The organism is Bradyrhizobium sp. Pha-3, from assembly GCF_042258325.1.
GTDB classification, from domain to species: Bacteria; Pseudomonadota; Alphaproteobacteria; order Rhizobiales; family Xanthobacteraceae; genus Bradyrhizobium; species Bradyrhizobium elkanii.
On record NZ_CP170151.1, the window covers coordinates 5121227 to 5138207 of the forward strand.

General features: G+C 64.5%; 16 protein-coding genes. 9 read left to right on the top strand and 7 right to left on the bottom strand.

The window, feature by feature from the left end; all coding sequences use genetic code 11:
* Position 1 precedes the first annotated feature (1 nt).
* From ACE10X_RS24055 to ACE10X_RS24065, 3 genes are all read left to right on the top strand, one after another.
* The gene (locus ACE10X_RS24055) at positions 2–1141 is read left to right on the top strand and encodes a glycosyltransferase family 4 protein (RefSeq protein WP_038385429.1); all 1140 of its coding nucleotides are present in this window, start codon (positions 2–4) and stop codon (positions 1139–1141) included.
* A gap of 114 nt (positions 1142–1255) precedes the next feature.
* The gene (locus tag ACE10X_RS24060; protein WP_375762969.1) at positions 1256–2800 is read left to right on the top strand and encodes an undecaprenyl-phosphate glucose phosphotransferase; all 1545 of its coding nucleotides are present in this window, start codon (positions 1256–1258) and stop codon (positions 2798–2800) included.
* A 78-nt stretch (positions 2801–2878) separates the two neighbouring features.
* Complete coding sequence (locus ACE10X_RS24065; protein WP_038385427.1) at positions 2879–4147, top strand: O-antigen ligase; 1269 nt, start codon at positions 2879–2881, stop codon at positions 4145–4147.
* Here the strand turns inward: ACE10X_RS24065 and ACE10X_RS24070 are convergent.
* Positions 4119–4613 (bottom strand): MarR family transcriptional regulator, encoded by a 495-nt coding sequence (locus tag ACE10X_RS24070; protein ID WP_085970651.1) that lies wholly within the window; start codon positions 4611–4613, stop codon positions 4119–4121. The genes ACE10X_RS24065 and ACE10X_RS24070 overlap by 29 nt on opposite strands.
* A 123-nt stretch (positions 4614–4736) precedes the next feature.
* On the opposite strand from ACE10X_RS24070, the gene ACE10X_RS24075 reads away from it, so the two are divergent.
* A complete protein-coding gene (locus tag ACE10X_RS24075) occupies positions 4737–5936 on the top strand; it encodes an NAD(P)/FAD-dependent oxidoreductase (protein ID WP_038385435.1) in 1200 nt (399 codons plus the stop codon).
* 130 nt (positions 5937–6066) lie between these two features.
* Here the strand turns inward: ACE10X_RS24075 and ACE10X_RS24080 are convergent, their stop codons facing one another.
* From ACE10X_RS24080 to ACE10X_RS24090, 3 genes are all read right to left on the bottom strand, one after another.
* Positions 6067–7242 (bottom strand): trans-acting enoyl reductase family protein, encoded by a 1176-nt coding sequence (locus tag ACE10X_RS24080; protein WP_038385425.1) that lies wholly within the window; start codon positions 7240–7242, stop codon positions 6067–6069.
* A 65-nt stretch (positions 7243–7307) separates the two neighbouring features.
* The gene (locus ACE10X_RS24085) at positions 7308–8090 is read right to left on the bottom strand and encodes a DUF169 domain-containing protein (RefSeq protein WP_038385424.1); all 783 of its coding nucleotides are present in this window, start codon (positions 8088–8090) and stop codon (positions 7308–7310) included.
* A gap of 86 nt (positions 8091–8176) precedes the next feature.
* Entirely contained in the window at positions 8177–8971 is a 795-nt protein-coding gene (locus tag ACE10X_RS24090) for a YdcF family protein (protein WP_085970650.1), read from the bottom strand.
* Positions 8972–9037: 66 nt separating this feature from the next.
* Between ACE10X_RS24090 and ACE10X_RS24095 the strand changes: the two genes are divergently transcribed.
* The 4 genes from ACE10X_RS24095 (at position 9038) to ACE10X_RS24110 (ending at position 12882) form a co-directional block, all read left to right on the top strand.
* A complete protein-coding gene (locus ACE10X_RS24095; protein ID WP_375762970.1) occupies positions 9038–9979 on the top strand; it encodes an acetamidase/formamidase family protein in 942 nt (313 codons plus the stop codon).
* An 87-nt stretch (positions 9980–10066) separates the two neighbouring features.
* A complete protein-coding gene (locus tag ACE10X_RS24100) occupies positions 10067–11893 on the top strand; it encodes an AMP-binding protein (protein WP_375762971.1) in 1827 nt (608 codons plus the stop codon).
* Between the two features lie 174 nt (positions 11894–12067).
* Positions 12068–12268, top strand: coding sequence for a hypothetical protein (locus tag ACE10X_RS24105; RefSeq protein ID WP_016844973.1), 201 nt, complete (start codon positions 12068–12070; stop codon positions 12266–12268).
* 146 nt (positions 12269–12414) lie between these two features.
* Complete coding sequence (locus ACE10X_RS24110; RefSeq protein WP_038385421.1) at positions 12415–12882, top strand: GcrA family cell cycle regulator; 468 nt, start codon at positions 12415–12417, stop codon at positions 12880–12882.
* A 42-nt stretch (positions 12883–12924) separates the two neighbouring features.
* Here ACE10X_RS24110 and ACE10X_RS24115 read toward each other — a convergent pair whose 3' ends face one another.
* A complete protein-coding gene (locus ACE10X_RS24115; RefSeq protein WP_375762972.1) occupies positions 12925–13887 on the bottom strand; it encodes an SDR family oxidoreductase in 963 nt (320 codons plus the stop codon).
* A 228-nt stretch (positions 13888–14115) separates the two neighbouring features.
* On the opposite strand from ACE10X_RS24115, the gene ACE10X_RS24120 reads away from it, so the two are divergent.
* Positions 14116–14253: a hypothetical protein gene (locus tag ACE10X_RS24120; protein WP_157788008.1), complete on the top strand. Its 138-nt coding sequence runs from the start codon at positions 14116–14118 to the stop codon at positions 14251–14253.
* Positions 14254–14429: 176 nt separating this feature from the next.
* Here the strand turns inward: ACE10X_RS24120 and ACE10X_RS24125 are convergent, their stop codons facing one another.
* Positions 14430–14609 carry a hypothetical protein gene (locus ACE10X_RS24125; protein WP_244435829.1) on the bottom strand — a complete coding sequence of 60 codons (180 nt, stop codon included), beginning with the start codon at positions 14607–14609 and terminating at the stop codon, positions 14430–14432.
* A 440-nt stretch (positions 14610–15049) separates the two neighbouring features.
* Complete coding sequence (locus tag ACE10X_RS24130; protein WP_016844978.1) at positions 15050–16582, bottom strand: porin; 1533 nt, start codon at positions 16580–16582, stop codon at positions 15050–15052.
* Positions 16583–16981 lie beyond the last annotated feature (399 nt).

Below are 16981 nucleotides of genomic sequence, written 5' to 3' on the forward strand. Positions count from 1 at the left end.
GATGGCGCAGGATCAAAATCAGCAACCGCCGCTCCGCATCCTGCATGTCGTCCGTGCCCCGGTCGGCGGCATCATTCGTCATATCCTCGATGTCGCCAACGGCCAGATCGAACGCGGCCATCATGTCGGAATCGTCGCCGACAGCCTGACCGGCGGCGCGCGGGCCGACGCGGCGTTTGCCGAGATCGAGCCGCGGCTCAAGCTCGGCGTCCGCCGCGTGGCGATACGCCGCGAGCCGCGCTTCGCCGACTTCATGGTCTGGGCCCACATCGCCGGCCTGATCCGCAAGCTGAAACCCGATGTCGTGCACGGCCATGGCGCCAAGGCCGGCGCCTTTGTTCGGCTGCGGCGGCGGTCGAGCAAGGTGATCCGGGTCTACACGCCGCATGGCGGCTCGCTGCACTACCCGCTCGACACCTGGAAGGGCCGCTTCTACAGCCAGCTCGAGCGCACCCTGATGAACAGCACCGACCTGTTCCTGTTCGAGAGCGCGTTTGCCCGCGACACCTATCAGCGCACCGTCGGCAAGCCGGCAGGCCTCGTGCGCTGCGTGTTCAACGGCGTCACCGCGGAGGAATTCGAACCGGTCCCCCGCGCCGGTGATGCCACCGATGTGGCCTATGTCGGCGAGTTCCGCCGCATCAAGGGCGCCGATCTCCTGATCGACGCGGTGGCGAAGCTGCGCGCCGAGGGCAAGCCGGTGACGCTGACGCTCGGCGGTGACGGCGAGGAATTCGAGCGCCTCAAGGAGCAGGTGAAGCGGCTGTCGCTCGGTGAGGCCGTCCGCTTCATCGGTCACGTCAAGGCGCGCTACGGTTTCTCCAAGGGCAGCCTGCTGGTGGTGCCCTCGCGCGGCGATTCGATGCCCTATGTTGTGATCGAGGCCGCCGCCGCCGGCGTTCCGATGATCGCCGCCGATGTCGGCGGCATCCCCGAAATCTTCGATACCCACACCGACGCCCTGTTCGCGCCGAGCAATGCCGGGGCGATGGCCGACGCGATCAAGACCGCACTGGACAATCCCGCCGCGACCGCGGCGCGCGCCGCCAGACTGCGCGAGCGGATTTCGGAACATTTCTCGCAGGACGCGATGGTCGAAGGTGTGCTGGCCGGCTATCGCGACGCATTTGCCAAACGTTAACCACTTCTTGCACACGTAACCGTTTCTTCCGATTTGTCCCCTTAAGTCACGTCCGGGGGAATTTCGTGCTGCGCGCGGATGCCCATCTGCATGCGCAGGAATGGACGTGGACTCGTGGAACCGTTTAACGCACGCTCGATGCTGGATGCCGCTGCGTCTGCGACGGCCGCTCAGCCGCAGATCGAACGGCGCCGGCGCCTCTCGCCGGCCGCGCTCGCCGTTACCAACCAGAAGGTTCGCGGCGCCTACTCGCCGGTCGTGATCGCCGGCGTGGTTCGCCTCGCCGACTTCGTGCTGCTCAGCCTGGTCGGCGTCGGGCTTTATCTCGCCTATGTCAGGCCGCTCGCCGGCGGGGGCATTCACTGGGGATACATCGCATCGATCCTCGGCATGTCGGCTGCCGCCGTGGTCTGCTTCCAGGCCGCCGATATCTACCAGGTGCAGATCTTCCGCGGCCAGCTTCGCCAGATGACGCGCATGATCTCGTCATGGGCCTTCGTGTTCCTGCTGTTCATCGGCATCTCCTTCCTGGTCAAGCTCGGCGGCGAAGTCTCGCGGGTCTGGCTGTCGTCGTTCTTCTGCGTCGGCCTGGCGGTCCTGATCGCCGAACGGCTGCTGCTGCGATCGATGGTGCGCGCCTGGGCGCATGACGGCCGGCTCGACCGCCGCACCATCATCGTCGGAGCCGACCACAACGGCGAGCAGCTGATCGAGGCGCTGAACGCCGAGAATGATTCCGACATCCACTTGCTCGGCGTGTTCGACGACCGCAATGACGATCGCGCCACCAATACCTGCGCCGGCTCACCGAAGCTCGGCAAGATCGATGACATCGTCGAATTCGCCCGCCGCACCCGCGTCGACCTCGTGCTGTTCGCGCTGCCGATCTCGGCGGAGACCCGCATCCTGGAAATGCTGAAGAAGCTGTGGGTGCTGCCGGTCGACATCCGCCTCTCGGCCTATACCAACAAGCTGCGCTTCCACCCCCGTTCCTATTCCTATATCGGCAAGGTGCCGACGCTCGATATGTTCGAGGCGCCGATCACCGACTGGGATCTGGTGCTGAAATGGCTGTTCGACCGCGTGGTCGGCGGCCTGGCGCTGCTTGCCGCGCTGCCGGTGTTGGGACTGGTGGCGCTCGCGGTGAAACTCGACAGCCCCGGCCCGGTGCTGTTCCGCCAGAAGCGCTTCGGCTTCAACAATGAGCGGATCGACGTCTACAAATTCCGCTCGCTCTACCATCATCAGGCCGATCCCACCGCCTCCAAGGTGGTGACCAAGAACGATCCGCGCGTCACCCGCGTCGGCCGCTTCATCCGCAAGACCTCGCTCGACGAATTGCCGCAACTGTTCAACGTCGTGCTGAAGGGCAATCTCTCGCTGGTCGGCCCGCGGCCGCACGCCGTGCAGAGCAAACTGGAGAACCGCCTGTTCGACGAGGCGGTCGACGGCTACTTCGCCCGCCACCGCGTCAAGCCCGGCATCACCGGCTGGGCGCAGATCAACGGCTGGCGCGGCGAGGTCGACACCGACGAGAAGATCCAGAAGCGCGTCGAATATGACCTCTACTACATCGAAAACTGGTCGGTGCTGTTCGACCTCTACATCCTGCTCAAGACCCCGTTCTCGCTGCTGACCAAGAGCGAGAACGCGTACTGAGATCGAGAGCCTGCCGCCGACGCTCCCCGCAAAGAACGAGCGTCAGGTTATGTATCTGTTGCGTTGCGTGAGTATCCGATGGCCTATGCGGCGACAGCCGGGACGTCCCATTCGCTGACATCAGCACCAACGGGCGTGCTGGCGCTGCAGCGGGCGCTGGTGTGGCTGGCCGGCGCGTCCGGCGCCATCGTGTTCATCGAGCCGAGCCCGTATGAGCTCGTCACGCTGACCGCCTGCGTGCTGTTCTTCGCCACGGGCCTGCGCATGCGGCTCGTGTTCATGCCGCTGCTGTTCACATTGATCGTGCTCAATGTCGGCTACAGCATCGGTGCGATACCGTTCCTCGACAAGCCGGAGGTCGTGAACTGGGTGCTCACCTCCTGGTACATGGCCGTCACCGTCATCTTCTTTGCGATGGTGATGTCGGAGGACACCGAAGCTCGCCTCGACATGCTGCGCCGCGGCCTGATCGTCGGCGCGATGATCGCCTCGCTCGCGGGCATCGCCGGCTACTTCCGTCTGGTGCCCGGCGGCTACGATCTGCTGACGCTGTACGATCGCGCCCGCGGCACCTTCAAGGATCCGAACGTGCTCGGCGCCTTCCTGATCCTGCCGGCGCTGTTCACGCTGCAGAGCGTCGTCTCCGACCGCTTCGGCAAGGCGTTCCGCAACGCCATCGCCTTCGGCATCATCTCGCTCGCGATCCTGCTGTCGTTCTCGCGCGCCGCCTGGGGCGGCCTCGTGATCACCGCGGCCTTCATGCTGGCGCTGATGGTGTTCACCAGCCGCTCGCAGGCGGAGCGCTCACGCATCATCGTGATGACCTTGATCGCCGCGATCCTGGCCGTGGCGCTGATCGCGGTGCTGCTCTCGATCGGCTCGGTCGCCGACATGTTCAAGCAGCGCGCGAGCTTCGACCAGAGCTACGACGAAGGCCGCTTCGGCCGGTTCGGCCGCCACATCCTCGGCGCCCAGATGGCGCTGGAGCTGCCGTTCGGCATCGGGCCGCTGCAATTCCACACCTACTTCCCCGAGGACACCCACAATTCCTATCTCAACGCCTTCATGTCGGGCGGCTGGATCTCGGGGATCTGCTATCCGGCGCTGGTGTTCGTCACCGCGATCATCGGCTTCCGCTACGTCTATCTGCAGGTGCCGTGGCAGCGCGGCTATCTCGCGGTCTTCTCGGCGTACCTCGGCTTCGTCGGCGAAAGCTTCATCATCGATACCGACCATTGGCGGCACTTCTGGATGATGCTGGGCACGATGTGGGGCATGTATGCGGCCGCCGAGCGCTATCGCGCGACGTCGGCGCGGATCATCGACGAATCTTCGGCGGCATCTTGAGACTGGCGCGCTGCTCCGGCGGCATGTCGATCACCGCCTTCAATGCTCCGGTCGCTTCCAGCACGCCCTTGTAGCCGTCATTGGCGAAGCGCAGCAGCAAGCGCAGCTCGTCGTCGGTGTAGCCGCTCCACAGCTTGAGCATCGCCTCCTGCATCGGCACGTAGAACTTGCCGATCTCCGCCGCCTTTTCCTCCACCACCGAGATGAAGACCTTGCGGCGGTCGCTCTCGTCCCGCTCGCGGCGCACGTAACCCGCCTTCTCCAGACGATCGACCACGCCGGTGATCGCGCCCGTGGTCAGGCCGGTGACTTCGGCGAGACGGCCGGCGGTCACGCGCCCCTCCAGATGCAGGATGTCCATGCATTCCATGTCGGAGTTGGAAATTCCGGCCATGTTCGCAACGGCTTGGCCGTACATCACGCCCTGCGCGGATGACCGGCGCATCGCCTCCTCGAGTTCCTGCATCAGCGCTGCGCGCGACTTCGCACTTGACAAGGCGGCTCCTGTATCTTACTCGCCTTATATCTTATATACTAAGATAGTTAGCAACTGACTTTTCCTACCCCACACCGATGCATGGAGCAAGGCATGACCTCTCGTCCCCGTAAAGCTCTGATCATCGGCGCCGGCATCGCAGGTCCAGTGAGCGCGATGTTCCTGACCCGGGCCGGCATCGAGGCCGAGCTCTATGAAGCCTGGCCCTACTCCGCCGGGATCGGCGGCGGACTGCAGATCGCGCCGAACGGCATGCATGTGCTGGCCGAGCTTGGCCTCGCCGACGAATTGATCCGCAACGGCTCGATCGCGGAGTCCTTCGACTTCTATTCGCAAGGCGGCAAGAAGCTCGGCTCGCTCAATCAGAACATGCAGCAGCGCTTCGGCCAGCCCGCGGTGAACATGTGCCGCGCGACGCTGAACGAGACGCTGATCGACAAAGCCTGGGCCTCCAACGTCTCGGTGTTCTTTGAGAAGAAGCTGGTGAAGATCGAGGACCGCGGCGACCAGCCCGTCATCGCCTATTTCAACGACGGAACCACCGCCGAAGGCGATTTCGTGATCGGCGCCGACGGCGTGCACTCGGCGGTGCGGCGCCACGTGATCCCGGATGGGCCGACGCCGTTCGACACCGGGCTGATCGGCTTCGGCGGATTCGTCCCCCGCGCGGTGATCGAGAAGCTGCCGATCGGCCAACGGGTGGCGACCACGTTCGGGCAGAGCGGCTTCTTCGGCTATGGGATGTGCAGCCCCGATCCGGACACGGGCGCGATGTGGTGGAGCACGCAGCCGTCGCACGGCATGACCGCGGCGGCCTACCGGCTGCAGAGCCAGGACGCGATCAGGCAGCATCTGCGCGATTTCCACGCCGGCTGGCACGCGCCGATCCCTGCGATCATCGAAGCCGCCGAAAATATCGTGGTCACCGACACGCTCGACGTCGCAACGCTGCCGACCTGGTCGCGCAAGCGCACGCTGTTGATCGGCGACGCCGCGCACGCCACCAGCCCGCATGCCGGCCAAGGCGCATCGCTGGCGCTGGAGGACGCGCTGCGGCTCGGCATCCTGATGCGCGAGGGCCAGGAGCTCGGCATGACGTTCCAGGCCTTCGAGCACGAGCGGCGCCCACGCGCCGAGAAGATCGTCGCAATCGCCCGCCGCAACGGCAACAGCAAGCGCGAGTTCAGCCCGACCGGCGCCTGGCTGCGCGATCATATCCTGAAGCTGCTGCTGCCGGTGTCGTCCAAGGGCATGGACTTCATGTACGCGTATGATCCGCGGGCGGCGGCGTAGCGCTGGCTGTCATGCCCCGCGAAAGCGGGGCATCCAGTATTCCAGAGACGCTCGTGCTTCAACCGAGAGGCCGCGGAGTACTGGATCGCCCGGTCAAGCCGGGCGATGACACCGATAGGGACGGCTAAAGCTACTTCTCGACCTCGAACGTCAGCCCGGCGTGATCGACCAGGCGCTTGATGAGCTTGTGCTGCATCGCGGCTCCCGGCGTCCAGAAGCCGGGCGCAACGTCGGGCGTATCGCGCAACAGGCAGATCGCGCATTCCGAGATCATCTTCGAGGTCGAGCCATAGCCGGGATCGCGATCGCCCTTGACGCCGGCGCGGACCATGCGCCCGTCGGGCGCGACCGCGAGATAGAGCAGATCGTAGCGGCCGTTCTCGCGCTCTTCCTTTGACGGGCCCTCGCCCGGCTTCGGCGCGCTCGGGCCGGTCTTCTCGGCGTTCAGCGCCATCACGCGCTTGGCGTTGGCCTCGCCCTTCTCGCCCGGGCCGGTCAGGACCATCTCGTCGTAGACGAAGTCCCGTCCGTAGGGAAAGCCCATCAGCATGTTGGAGCGGTGGACGTTGCGCGTGTTGATCAGCGCCATCATGAACGGCGCGGTCCAAGAGTGCAGATCCTCCTCGTAGGCCGGCTTGCTGCCGCGCGGCTGCTTCGGCCCCTCGAAGCCCGGCGTCAGCGCGAACGGGTTGTTGAGGATCGCAACCAGGCTGAGGTCCTTGGCGACCGCATCGAACGTCGCCTTGGCGCTCGCCGCGGTACCGCCGGACAGCGTACCGCGCATGTCGCGCACGCGGCCCTTGACGCGCGACGCCGGCGCGCCGAACACGCGCCTCGCTTCCTCCTGGACGAAGAACGCGCCGAGCTCGAACGGCACCGAGTCGAAGCCGCAGGAGAACACGATGCGCGCGCCGCTGGCCTTTGCCGCGGCTTCGTATTTGTCGATCATCTGCCGCATCCAGACCGGCTCGCCGCAGAGATCGAAATAGTCGGTGCCGCTTTCGACGCAGGCCGCGATCAGCTCGTTGCCATAGAGCTGATACGGTCCGACGGTCGAGATGACAGACTTGGTTTGCGCCAGCATCGCCTTCAGCGAGGCGGCATCGCCGGCATCGGCGACGATCAGCGGCGTGTCGGCGGGCGCGCCGATCGCGTCGCGTACCGAGGCGAGCTTGTCCTTGCTACGCCCGGCCATCGCCCATTTCAGGCTGCCGTCGCGATAATGCACCGCGAGATATTCGGCGACGAGCTGGCCGGTGAAGCCGGTCGCACCGTAGACGACGATGTCGAGTTTCGACGAGGACATGGATCAGGCTCCTTGCGCAGCGAATTGGGCGCCTTTTGTCATCGCGGGCGCGGCGACGCAATGCGCTATTTCTTGTACGATACGCCCATGCCGGCGCGCACGTCGGCCTGGATGCCGTAGGGCGCGATCGGGTAGCGCAAGCCGTTCTTGGCAAGCTGCTTCATGCCGGCGATCGCCTTCACCAGATAGGCCGGCGGCAGCGCCATCAGCATCTCCTCGTCGGGCACGCCGCCGTAGCGGCGCTCGGCGAAGCATGGCAGCGACAGGCTCGGCTCGCCGGTCTTCAGCGCCCGCCCCCACGAATCCGCGCAGGCGGTTTCGCCGACCACGCCCCACTCGAACTTCTTGTAGCCGGTATATTGGAGGCCGTTGATCAGGATGATCATCTGACCCGGCGTCGCATAGACGAGGCAGATGTCGGGCGGATTGAGGCGGCCGCTGGTCAGCGGGCTCACCGCCATCGCCTGGTACTGGCCGTAAGGCACCACATCGAGCGCCTCCTGACGCTTGCGCGCGTCTTCGGCGGTGCCGTGCCAAACACCGACATAGTTCTCGCCGGCAAGCCATTTCTCGTCCTGCGGCGCGAGCCCGATCACCGCGCGGCATTGCGCGCCGACCAGATCGTCGCCGGTGATGCCGACGGTCCAGCCGAGCCGCGAGGCCATGCTGACGATCTGGTCCGTCGTGTGGACCGCCGACGGACGGCGGATCTTCGGGATCGCCTCCATCTCCTCGACGCGCGCGAACATCTTGATGCCGATGACCGTGGTCTTCAGCCGCAGCAGATTGTTCAGATCGGTGACGATTGCGCCGAGGTCGAACTGTTCCGGCGGTGTCTGCTGTTGCATGGCGTGAACTCCCGTGATCGGCGGCTTGGCGCCGCCTGTTGCGTCGATGTTAGGATTGGCCGTTGGAGGCGACAAGTCCCTGCGGCTCAGCGCGCGGCCGGTCCCGGCAGCAAATCATCGGTTCTGCCAGCCAGATGATAGGCCAGAAGCCCGATCCACTCCCGTGTGCCGAGATCGGTGCGCGAGAGGCCCTCGATCGCGAGCGTCGCGAAGCTGAAGACATTCCCGACGCGCCAGTCGACCGGATAGGCCTCGACGTTGAATCCCGCCTTGCGGAACAGCCCGACCGAGCGCGGCATGTGGTAGGCCGAGGTGACGAGCAGCCAGCGCTCGCCCGGTTTGGGATCGACCAGCGCCCTGGAGAACTCGGCGTTCTCCACCGTGTTGCGGGAGCGGCGCTCGATGATCAATCGCGACCTGGCAATACCGAGACCCTCGAACATCTCGGCGGCATAGTCGGCTTCGCGCGCATCGTTCGAGATCAGGTTTGCGCTGCCGCCGGTGAAGACGAGGCGCGCATTAGGATATCTGCGCGCGAGCGCCGCCGCCGCGATGACGCGATCGGCCGCGCTGCGCACCACCGGCGTGCCATGCGCAACCGACAGATCGGCATCGATCGAGCCGCCGAGCACGATGATGCCGTCCGGCGCGCCGCGTGAGGCGTCCCATGGCGGGAAGCGCTGCTCCAATGTCGAGATCAGGACATTGCCGAGCGGCGAGAAGCCGCAGATCGCAAGCAGCAGCAGCGCGGCAACCATCAACCTGCGGCCGCGGCGCGCAAACCGTGTCAACAACAGCACGGTGCCGATCACGCCGATACCGATCAGGAAGTTGATCGGCAGCAGCATGATGCCGAGCGTCTTGGAGAGCACAAAAAACAAGAGAAGCCCCTGCGAAGTTCTGCTACAGCGTCATACGCTGCTGGGAAACTAATCAAAAGCCGTCACATGACCCATCATCATCTGAAGTCGAGCCCCGAAACCTGCCATTGGGGCTTCTTTGAAGCCAAGCTGAAACCGGTTCTGACCGTCGCGAGCGGCGACGAGATCACGATCGAGACCGTCAGCGGCGGCCCGGACGTGGTGCCCGATCGCGGCAAATTCTTCGTTCCGCCGGAGCTCGACGACATCCATGCCAAGTGCGAGCGGATGGTACCCGGACATATTCTGACCGGCCCGATCGCCGTCAGCGCCGCCGAACCCGGCGACGTGCTCGAGGTCGATATTCTCGACGTTCAGCTGCGACAGGACTGGGGTTACAATCTGATCAAGCCATTGTCCGGCACCCTGCCCGACGATTTCCACGAGACACGCGTCCTCAACATCCCGCTTGATCGCGGGCGCATGGTCGGCCGCATGCCCTGGGGGCTCGATCTGCCGCTCAAGCCGTTCTTCGGCGTAATGGGGGTGTCGCCGCCGCCGGCCTGGGGCCGCATCTCCTCGCTGATCCCGCGCGCAATGGGCGGCAATCTCGACAACAAGGAGCTCGGCGCCGGCGCCAAGCTCTATCTGCCGGTGTTCGTTCCGGGCGCGCTGTTCTCCTGCGGCGACGGCCACGGCGTGCAGGGCGACGGCGAGGTCTGCGTCACCGCGATCGAGACCGCGGTGACCGGCCGCTTCCGCCTCACACTGCGCAAGGATATCCAGCTCGCCTATCCACGCGCAGAGACCGTGGACCATTACATGACCATGGCGATGGATCCCGATCTCGACCAGTGCGTGGTGCGGGCGCTGCGCGACATGATCGTGCTGCTCGGCGAGAAGCGCAATCTGTCGCGTGAGGACGCCTACACGCTGTGCAGTCTGGCCGCCGACCTGCGCGTGACGCAGACGGTCAACGGCTCCAAGGGCATCCACTGCATGATCGCCAAATCCGTGGTCCACGGCTGACAGGCGGTCGATAAGCCGCACTTGTGTTCCGCGAGCACGGCTCGATACAATCCCCATCCCAACGAACAAGAATGGACGGGGACGGATATGCTGAAGGACAGGCTTTCGCCGGCCGACGAGGCTGCGCGCGACCGGGAGATGCACGAGACGCTCGCCGCCTGCCCGCGCATCCTCGACCTCATTGCCCGCGGCCCGCAGGGCGCGCCGGACGCCGAAGCCGCGATCTATCTGCGCTCGCCGCTCGATCCCGACCCGGTCGTGATCTCGAACGATCATTTGATGGGCTGCATCAAGGCCGCTGAAACCTATTTCCGTAAGCAGGGCATCGGCAAGGACGATGCGGTGGCTGTCCTGCTCCCGGCGTGCCCCGCGACCGTCGTCGCGATCTTCGGCGCTGCCGCCTGCGGTGTCGCCGAGCCGCTCAACTTGCTGTTCACGCGCGAGGCAATCGTCGCCCAGCTCAATGCGATCAACGCAAAGCTGTTGCTGGCGCCCCCGCCGGGCATGCCGGGCGGGCTCTATGAGAGGGTCGAGGGCCTGCAGCGCGAGGTGCCGTCCCTGAGGCGCATCGTGATCGTGCCGCTCGACGGCAGCATCGCCTTCGACGGCGAGGTGCTGCGGCCTGATCCCGCCTGGCGCGACGACTACGGCAAGTCCAGGGACATGAGCGAGGCCGACCGCGTCGCCGTGATGCTGCCGACCGGCGGCACCACCGGCCATCCCAAGGTGGCGCGGCTCACCAATCGCGCGATGGTTGCCTCCACGGTATCCTCGCGGATGGCGCTCGATTTCCATCGCGGCGAGCGCGCGATGATCACGATGCCGCTGTTCCATGTCGGCGGCCTGTTCTGCACCACGGCCAATTCCCTGGCGGCCGGCACGACGATGGTCATCCCCGGCCCCGCCGGCGCGCGCGATCCGGCGCTGGTCCGGCACTTCTGGCAGATCATCGAGAAGTACCGCATCAACATCGCCGGCAACGTGCCGACGATACTCGGCGCCCTCGCCGATATCCCGGTCGCGGACAGCGACATCTCGACCCTGCGTGTCACTGCCACCGGCGCCTCGATCTGCCCACCGGAGATCGAGCGGCGTTATCTTGCGACCTGGGGCGGCCCCTGCATCCAGCAGCTCTACGGCATGACCGAACTTGCCGGTGCCATCACTCACGATGTGCATGGCGTGAAGCCGCGCGCCGAGAGCGTCGGCACCCGCAATCCGCTGGTCGAGCTTGCGATCCTCGACGGCGGCAAGCTCCACACCGGGCCGTGGCCCTCGCCGGTCGGCGAACTGCTGACCAGGGGCCCGCAGGTGTTCGCCGGCTATGTCGACAAGAAGCAGACCGAGGAGGCGTTCCGCGACGGCTGGCTGCGCACCGGCGACATCTGCCGGATCGATGCCGACGGCTTCGTCTACATCATGGGCCGTGCCAAGGACGTCATCATCCGCGGCGGCCACAACATCGATCCGCGCGCGATCGAGGACGCCGCGCTGGCCTTTCCGGGCGTGGCGCTTGCCGCAGCCGTCGGACGTCCCGACACCTACGCCGGCGAAGTGCCGATGCTGTTCGTCTCGGCGCAGCCCGGCTCCCATATCGATCCGAACGCGCTCGCAGCCTTCGTGCAGGACAACATCCTGGAGCCGCCGGCGCGCCCGCGCGTGGTGTCGGTGATTGCGGAGATGCCGGTCACGCCGGTCGGCAAGATCTTCAAGCCGAAGCTGCGCGAGATCGCCGCCGGCGAGGCCGCGCGCGAGCTGCTGGCGCTGGAAGGATTGTCCGGCGTGGTCAGTGTCGACGCGATCACCGATCCGTCCCGCGGGCTGTACCTGAGTGTGAGCGGGCCTCCGGACAAGGCAGAGACGGCTGAGCGACTTCTCAAGAAGTTCCCGGTCAAGGTCGAGTTACGGTCCTAACACCCTCATTATTCAAGACAATCTGATTACAGTACCGCGCCGGAACTGGCCTCCGGCGCGGCTGGACGCGGCTGCCCGCATTTTGCGGTCCATGGCTTGACGGATCGCCACATTCCTAAATAGACTCTAAATAGATACTTTTCAGTGCGGCCGTTCAGGGTTAAGCGTTTCACCATGGCTACGGAAAAGGCCGAAACCGACCGCGTCCCGGTCACGCTGGCGCTCTCGACCATCGGATACCTCGAGAAGCTGGTGAGACAGGGCACCCACGGCACGAGCGTCCCGGGCGTTGCACGGACATTGATCGAGGAAGGCATTCGGCTCGCCATCAAGGACGGGTTGCTTGCAATCCGCGACAACGGCCGCACGCCCTAGAGCATGATCCGGAAAAGTGGAGACCGGTTTTCCGAAGAGATCATGCTCAAAAGGGGAATGAGATCACGGCGCGATCGCTTGTCATCGCGTGGTGAGCTCAGGCGTGTGCCGGCGCGGCGGTTCAACACAGAACGTGGAACCGTCAGATGATTGCCATCGAACCAACCTGGACGCCGGAGCGCGTCGACCAACTCAAGATCTACTTTGAAGCCGGCCTCTCCTGCCGCGATATCGCCGTCAATATCGGCGTCAGCCGCAATGCGGTGATCGGCAAGCTGTCGCGGCTGAACCTCACGCGCGCGACGCCGGACGAACGGCGGGCCCGGCGCAAGAAATCCGCCGCGCACGTCGCGCAACGGGCGACCGCCAAGCAGCAGCTCCGGCTGCTTCAGACGGTCTACGAGCAGCCCTGCGACGATGCACCCATCGTCAGCGCCAACAATTGCTCGCTGTTCGAGCTGAGCGAGCAGCGCTGCCGCTGGCCGATCAGCACCCCGGGCGCCGATGATTTCTGCTTCTGCGGCAACACGCCGCTCGGCGGCATGCCCTATTGCTCGGGGCATTACCGCCTCGCTTATCAGGCGGGCTCGCGCCAGCGCGCGATGCGCGGATAGCCCTTGTGTGAAGCCGTCCCGTACGCGATGCGGGACGGTCGCTCAGCCGACCTTCCAGCCGGTTGCCGCTACGATGTTCTGGTAGAACTCCGGCGTGTAGGCCTGTTCCGGAGTCTTGCGCACGCGCTCGTCGAGCAGATGCGCATCGTCACCGACCAGGATGCGCCAGCGCTCGGCCTTGACGCCGTCGAGGATGATCTTGGCGGCGGCCGCGGCCGAGGTCGGGGCTTCGTCATGGAAGATGCGGGCGCGATCGAGCGCGAGCTGCTGGATGTCGGCATCCGACATCTTGGCGACGTCGATCCCCTGCCCCTGCAGACGCTGACGGGCCTGCTTGAGCTCGTCGGCATTGAGTTGGTCGGAGCCGTTCTGCACCTTGCGCGAGTTCGACACGATCGAGGTGCCGATGTGGCCGGGCATCACGACCGAGCACTTCACATGCGGCGCATTGAGGCGGAGATCGTTGATCATCGCCTCGGTGAATCCCTTCACGGCAAATTTCGCCGCGCTGTAGGCGGTGTGCGACACGCCCATGCCGACCGAGGCCCAGAAGCCGTTGACGCTCGAGGTGTTGACGATGTGCGCCTCGTCGGCCTTCACCAACAGCGGCAGGAAGGTGCGGACGCCGAGATAGACGCCGCCCCAACAGATGTTGAAGGTGCGTTCCCATTGCTCGCGCGTGTTGGTGAACAGGCTGCCGCCGCCACCGATGCCGGCGTTGTTGAACAGCAGGTGGATCTTGTCGGTCGCCTGCTGCTCGATCAGCTCATCGCGGAAGCGCTTGTAGTGATCCTCGATCGAGACGTCGGCAATGTGGGTCGTGATGCGCAGGCCCTGCGGCAGCTTCTCGACCTCGCAGAGCCGCTTGGTCTCGGCCATCGCCTCGGCCGAGACGTCGCACATCGCGACATTGCAGCCCTCGGCAACGAGCTGCCGTGCCAGCTCGCGCCCCATGCCCGTGCCGCCACCGGTGATGACGGCGATCTTTCCGGCAAATTCCTTCATGTGAGATCCGTTCCTTCCCTTATTTTTCTTGCCCTGTTCTTCTTTGTTTCGGCCGGAGCGCGGATCGCAGTCCCAACCGCTTGGCTGCGGCACCTTACATCACCGAATTGTCGCCCAGCAACGGCGCCTCCTCACGCGCAAGTGAGCCGCGTGCAGCAAATTGAAGCGGCGGCGGCGTAACGAGATCATTCCGCGTTGCGAACAATCCGACATCGACAACAGGAGACGATGATCGTGCACATCCTGAACAGATTGGTCGCGACAACGCTGATGGCGATCGCGGCCGGAATTTCCACCGCGGCTGCTGCCGCCGAGGTAACTCCAGCGAAGCAGCGCGACAGCACCTGCGCAGATGGACCACGTTGATCGCAATCGGCGCAGCGCGCGGCGTGGCACAGCGCGCGATCGTCATAGGCGGAGCTCTGACAATGTTAGGATCAGGTCGCCCGAATTCGAATACTTGTTTGCGAAGCGCGTGAGCCTCACGCGATGATCGCGCGCATCCTGGCCGCAGGCCAAGCCGCGTCATGATGCGGCCCGCGCTATTCGGCGGTCTCGATGCGCACAGATGCGCGCCGCCGCAGGGCGCCGGCACCTGCGCTCAGGGCCAGCTTGAACAGTCCGCGCCACGAGAAATCGATGATCACCTCATGGTGCCGCAATCCCTTGCCGCCCTTCACCAGACCGAGATCCCGGATCAGGCAATAGTGGCCGCTGCTCATGCGCGCCAGGCGGCTGTTCTTGAAGCGTCCCATGAATGGCGAGAATGCACTGCGGATCGATTCCGTCAAATCTTGACGGCGTCGAATCGGCAAGGCGACGGCAACCCGATCGCCAGCCGCAGCTTGCGCGGGCGACGCACACCACCATCGTCGACGCCGGCTGAGCCCTTGAATCAAAAACCTCCGGCAGGGCATTGCCGGAGGTTTGGGAGGCTTAGCAGCTAGCTAAGAGCCATCATTCAATGTGTTGGCCGTGGCGTATATAGTTTAGTAGATCAGGTAAGTAAATAAGTTTGGCGGCTGATGAATCGCATGGCTCGTCTTCGTCGTTCGCGTGGACCGAAATGACGCAGCTCAGCTCTTCTCGGAATCTTCCGCAAAGAAAAACCCCGGCAGTTGCCTGCCGGGGTTCTGTCGGATCGTGATCAGATCAACCGGAATTACCAGTTGCGCTGAGCGCGGAAGAGCATCTGGACAGTGTCCTGATCCTTCAGCTCGTAGGTCGCGGTCGGCTTGCCGATAGCAGTCGACGACGTCGTGATGATGCCGGCATATTTCTGATCGAGGTGCGAGTAGGTCACGTCGGCCGAGAAGGTCAGGTTCTTGACCGGGGTCCAACGGGTGATCACGCCGATCTGCGCGATGTTGTAGTCGGGGTTGCAGGCGGTCACGCCAGCGCCGCCAGCGAATGCGGCACGGAACGAACCACCGACGCCACCAACGCCGCAGATGAGCGACTTAGCCGCGTCGTTGTACGAAACAGCGGCGAACGCACCGTACAAGCTGGTGTTCCAGTAGGGATCCCAGTTGTGGGTGTACGCACCGCGCATACCCCAGGTCTTGATGGACTGCTGCTGACCGCCGGGGCCGAACACCGTGTCGGGTGCCGTTCCGAAGCCAACGCTGCCATAGACGCCCGGCAGGCTCGAACCGCCGAAGATGGCGATCGAGCTGGCCTGGCTGGCCAGTTCCTGGATGTTGTAACGGGTCGCACCGTCGGTGTAGACGCCCTGGATGTTGATGGTGTCGCCAGGTCCGGTCGGGATGTTCTTGATCGACAGGGCCAACGCACCAGCCCAACCCCACTTGTCGTCGGGATGACCGGTCAACTCGGTGCCGCCGTAGTAGGCAGCGTGGTTGTCATGCGCGGCGACCGACGCCTGGAAGATACCCCAAGCCTGGTCGACCTTGAGCGAAGCGACGAAGTCCGGAGCGATCGTGCCGGCGTAGTCGCTGGAGCCGTAAGCGCCACCGACACCGAGGTTGTTCACGCCAGCCTGCATGTAGGCAACCTGGTCCTGCGCCGACAGAGCGAGCGACACGCCGTTGCCGAACTGCGCGGTGTAGGTGAACTGGTTGATGCCGTTGGTGGTGTTCACGCCACCGACGAGCGCGTCGTAGTTGTTGCCCGGATAACCGTTCCAGGGGGCAGCGAACTGCGAAACCGCCTTACCCATCGTGAAGCCGGCGAACTGGATGAAGGCATAGTAGACGCCGACCGTACCGGCAGCCACGTTGCCCGAACCTGCGTTGTTCGGCGCAGAAGACGAGCCGATCGCCGAGTACACGGTCGAGCCGTTGCCCTGGCCGGCATAGGTGTCAGACGTCCAGGTGAACACCGCATCGAAATAGGTGCGGACCACGCCGTATTCGGTCGCGGTGCGCGTATCGATGTTGAAGTCTTCACGCGAACGCCAGGTGTAGCCGTTCGTGAAACGGTTGTTGGCACCGCTGGCGCCGTTGTAGTTCGCGCCGTACACGCTGTTGCCGTTCACCACGACGTCAGCACGCACATAGCCGCCCAGCTTGATGCAGGTGTCGGTGCCGGGGATGTAGTAGAAGCCCGGACCGTAAAGCGAGCAAACCTTCACGTACTCGACCGCTTTGGCCTTGACGGGAAGATCGGCCGCCTGTGCCCCGCCGACCGCGACCAGCGCAGCCGTCGAGCCCAGGATAAGGCTCTTCAAATTCATATTAAACCTCCAAGTTGCTCATATGCGGAGAGTCCGAGGCCGCGAGCGCCCCGTGATCCTCCCGCATTGTCCAAGACCGTTTTCCCCAAACCCCGCACCCTCAGATCAATCTGTGGTGTGCGACGGACTTGAACGATCACCGCAACGGGACGATCGAGATTCCCCTACCGCCGGGTTCAATATGCATTGGCGAGTTCGCCAATCAAAATAGTTTATAAAGTCAGGAATGCGAATGCGGCCACACTGTGTCTCGCCGGCAACGCTGCCTGTAAGCCCTTTGCTTACCTGGGAAAACTTGTCACACCGCAAATAGTCCAACCGTCACGCGACCATCATAATTACTTTACGTTCACTTGCGTTCGTTGGCGGCTTGCGGGAAAAAACGTACTGCAGCGCAGA

Bases quoted from the DNA above. Each gene is read 5' to 3' on its own strand.
- ACE10X_RS24055 (WP_038385429.1), top strand. From the start codon at position 2: ATGGCGCAGGATCAAAATCAGCAACCGCCGCTCCGCATCCTGCATGTC.
- ACE10X_RS24065 (WP_038385427.1), top strand. From the start codon at position 2,879: ATGGCCTATGCGGCGACAGCCGGGACGTCCCATTCGCTGACATCAGCA.
- ACE10X_RS24070 (WP_085970651.1), bottom strand. From the start codon at position 4,613: ATGCAGGAACTCGAGGAGGCGATGCGCCGGTCATCCGCGCAGGGCGTG.
- ACE10X_RS24075 (WP_038385435.1), top strand. From the start codon at position 4,737: ATGACCTCTCGTCCCCGTAAAGCTCTGATCATCGGCGCCGGCATCGCA.
- ACE10X_RS24080 (WP_038385425.1), bottom strand. From the start codon at position 7,242: ATGTCCTCGTCGAAACTCGACATCGTCGTCTACGGTGCGACCGGCTTC.
- ACE10X_RS24085 (WP_038385424.1), bottom strand. From the start codon at position 8,090: ATGCAACAGCAGACACCGCCGGAACAGTTCGACCTCGGCGCAATCGTC.
- ACE10X_RS24095 (WP_375762970.1), top strand. From the start codon at position 9,038: ATGACCCATCATCATCTGAAGTCGAGCCCCGAAACCTGCCATTGGGGC.
- ACE10X_RS24100 (WP_375762971.1), top strand. From the start codon at position 10,067: ATGCTGAAGGACAGGCTTTCGCCGGCCGACGAGGCTGCGCGCGACCGG.
- ACE10X_RS24105 (WP_016844973.1), top strand. From the start codon at position 12,068: ATGGCTACGGAAAAGGCCGAAACCGACCGCGTCCCGGTCACGCTGGCG.
- ACE10X_RS24110 (WP_038385421.1), top strand. From the start codon at position 12,415: ATGATTGCCATCGAACCAACCTGGACGCCGGAGCGCGTCGACCAACTC.
- ACE10X_RS24115 (WP_375762972.1), bottom strand. From the start codon at position 13,887: ATGAAGGAATTTGCCGGAAAGATCGCCGTCATCACCGGTGGCGGCACG.
- ACE10X_RS24120 (WP_157788008.1), top strand. From the start codon at position 14,116: ATGATCGTGCACATCCTGAACAGATTGGTCGCGACAACGCTGATGGCG.
- ACE10X_RS24125 (WP_244435829.1), bottom strand. From the start codon at position 14,609: ATGAGCAGCGGCCACTATTGCCTGATCCGGGATCTCGGTCTGGTGAAG.
- ACE10X_RS24130 (WP_016844978.1), bottom strand. From the start codon at position 16,582: ATGAATTTGAAGAGCCTTATCCTGGGCTCGACGGCTGCGCTGGTCGCG.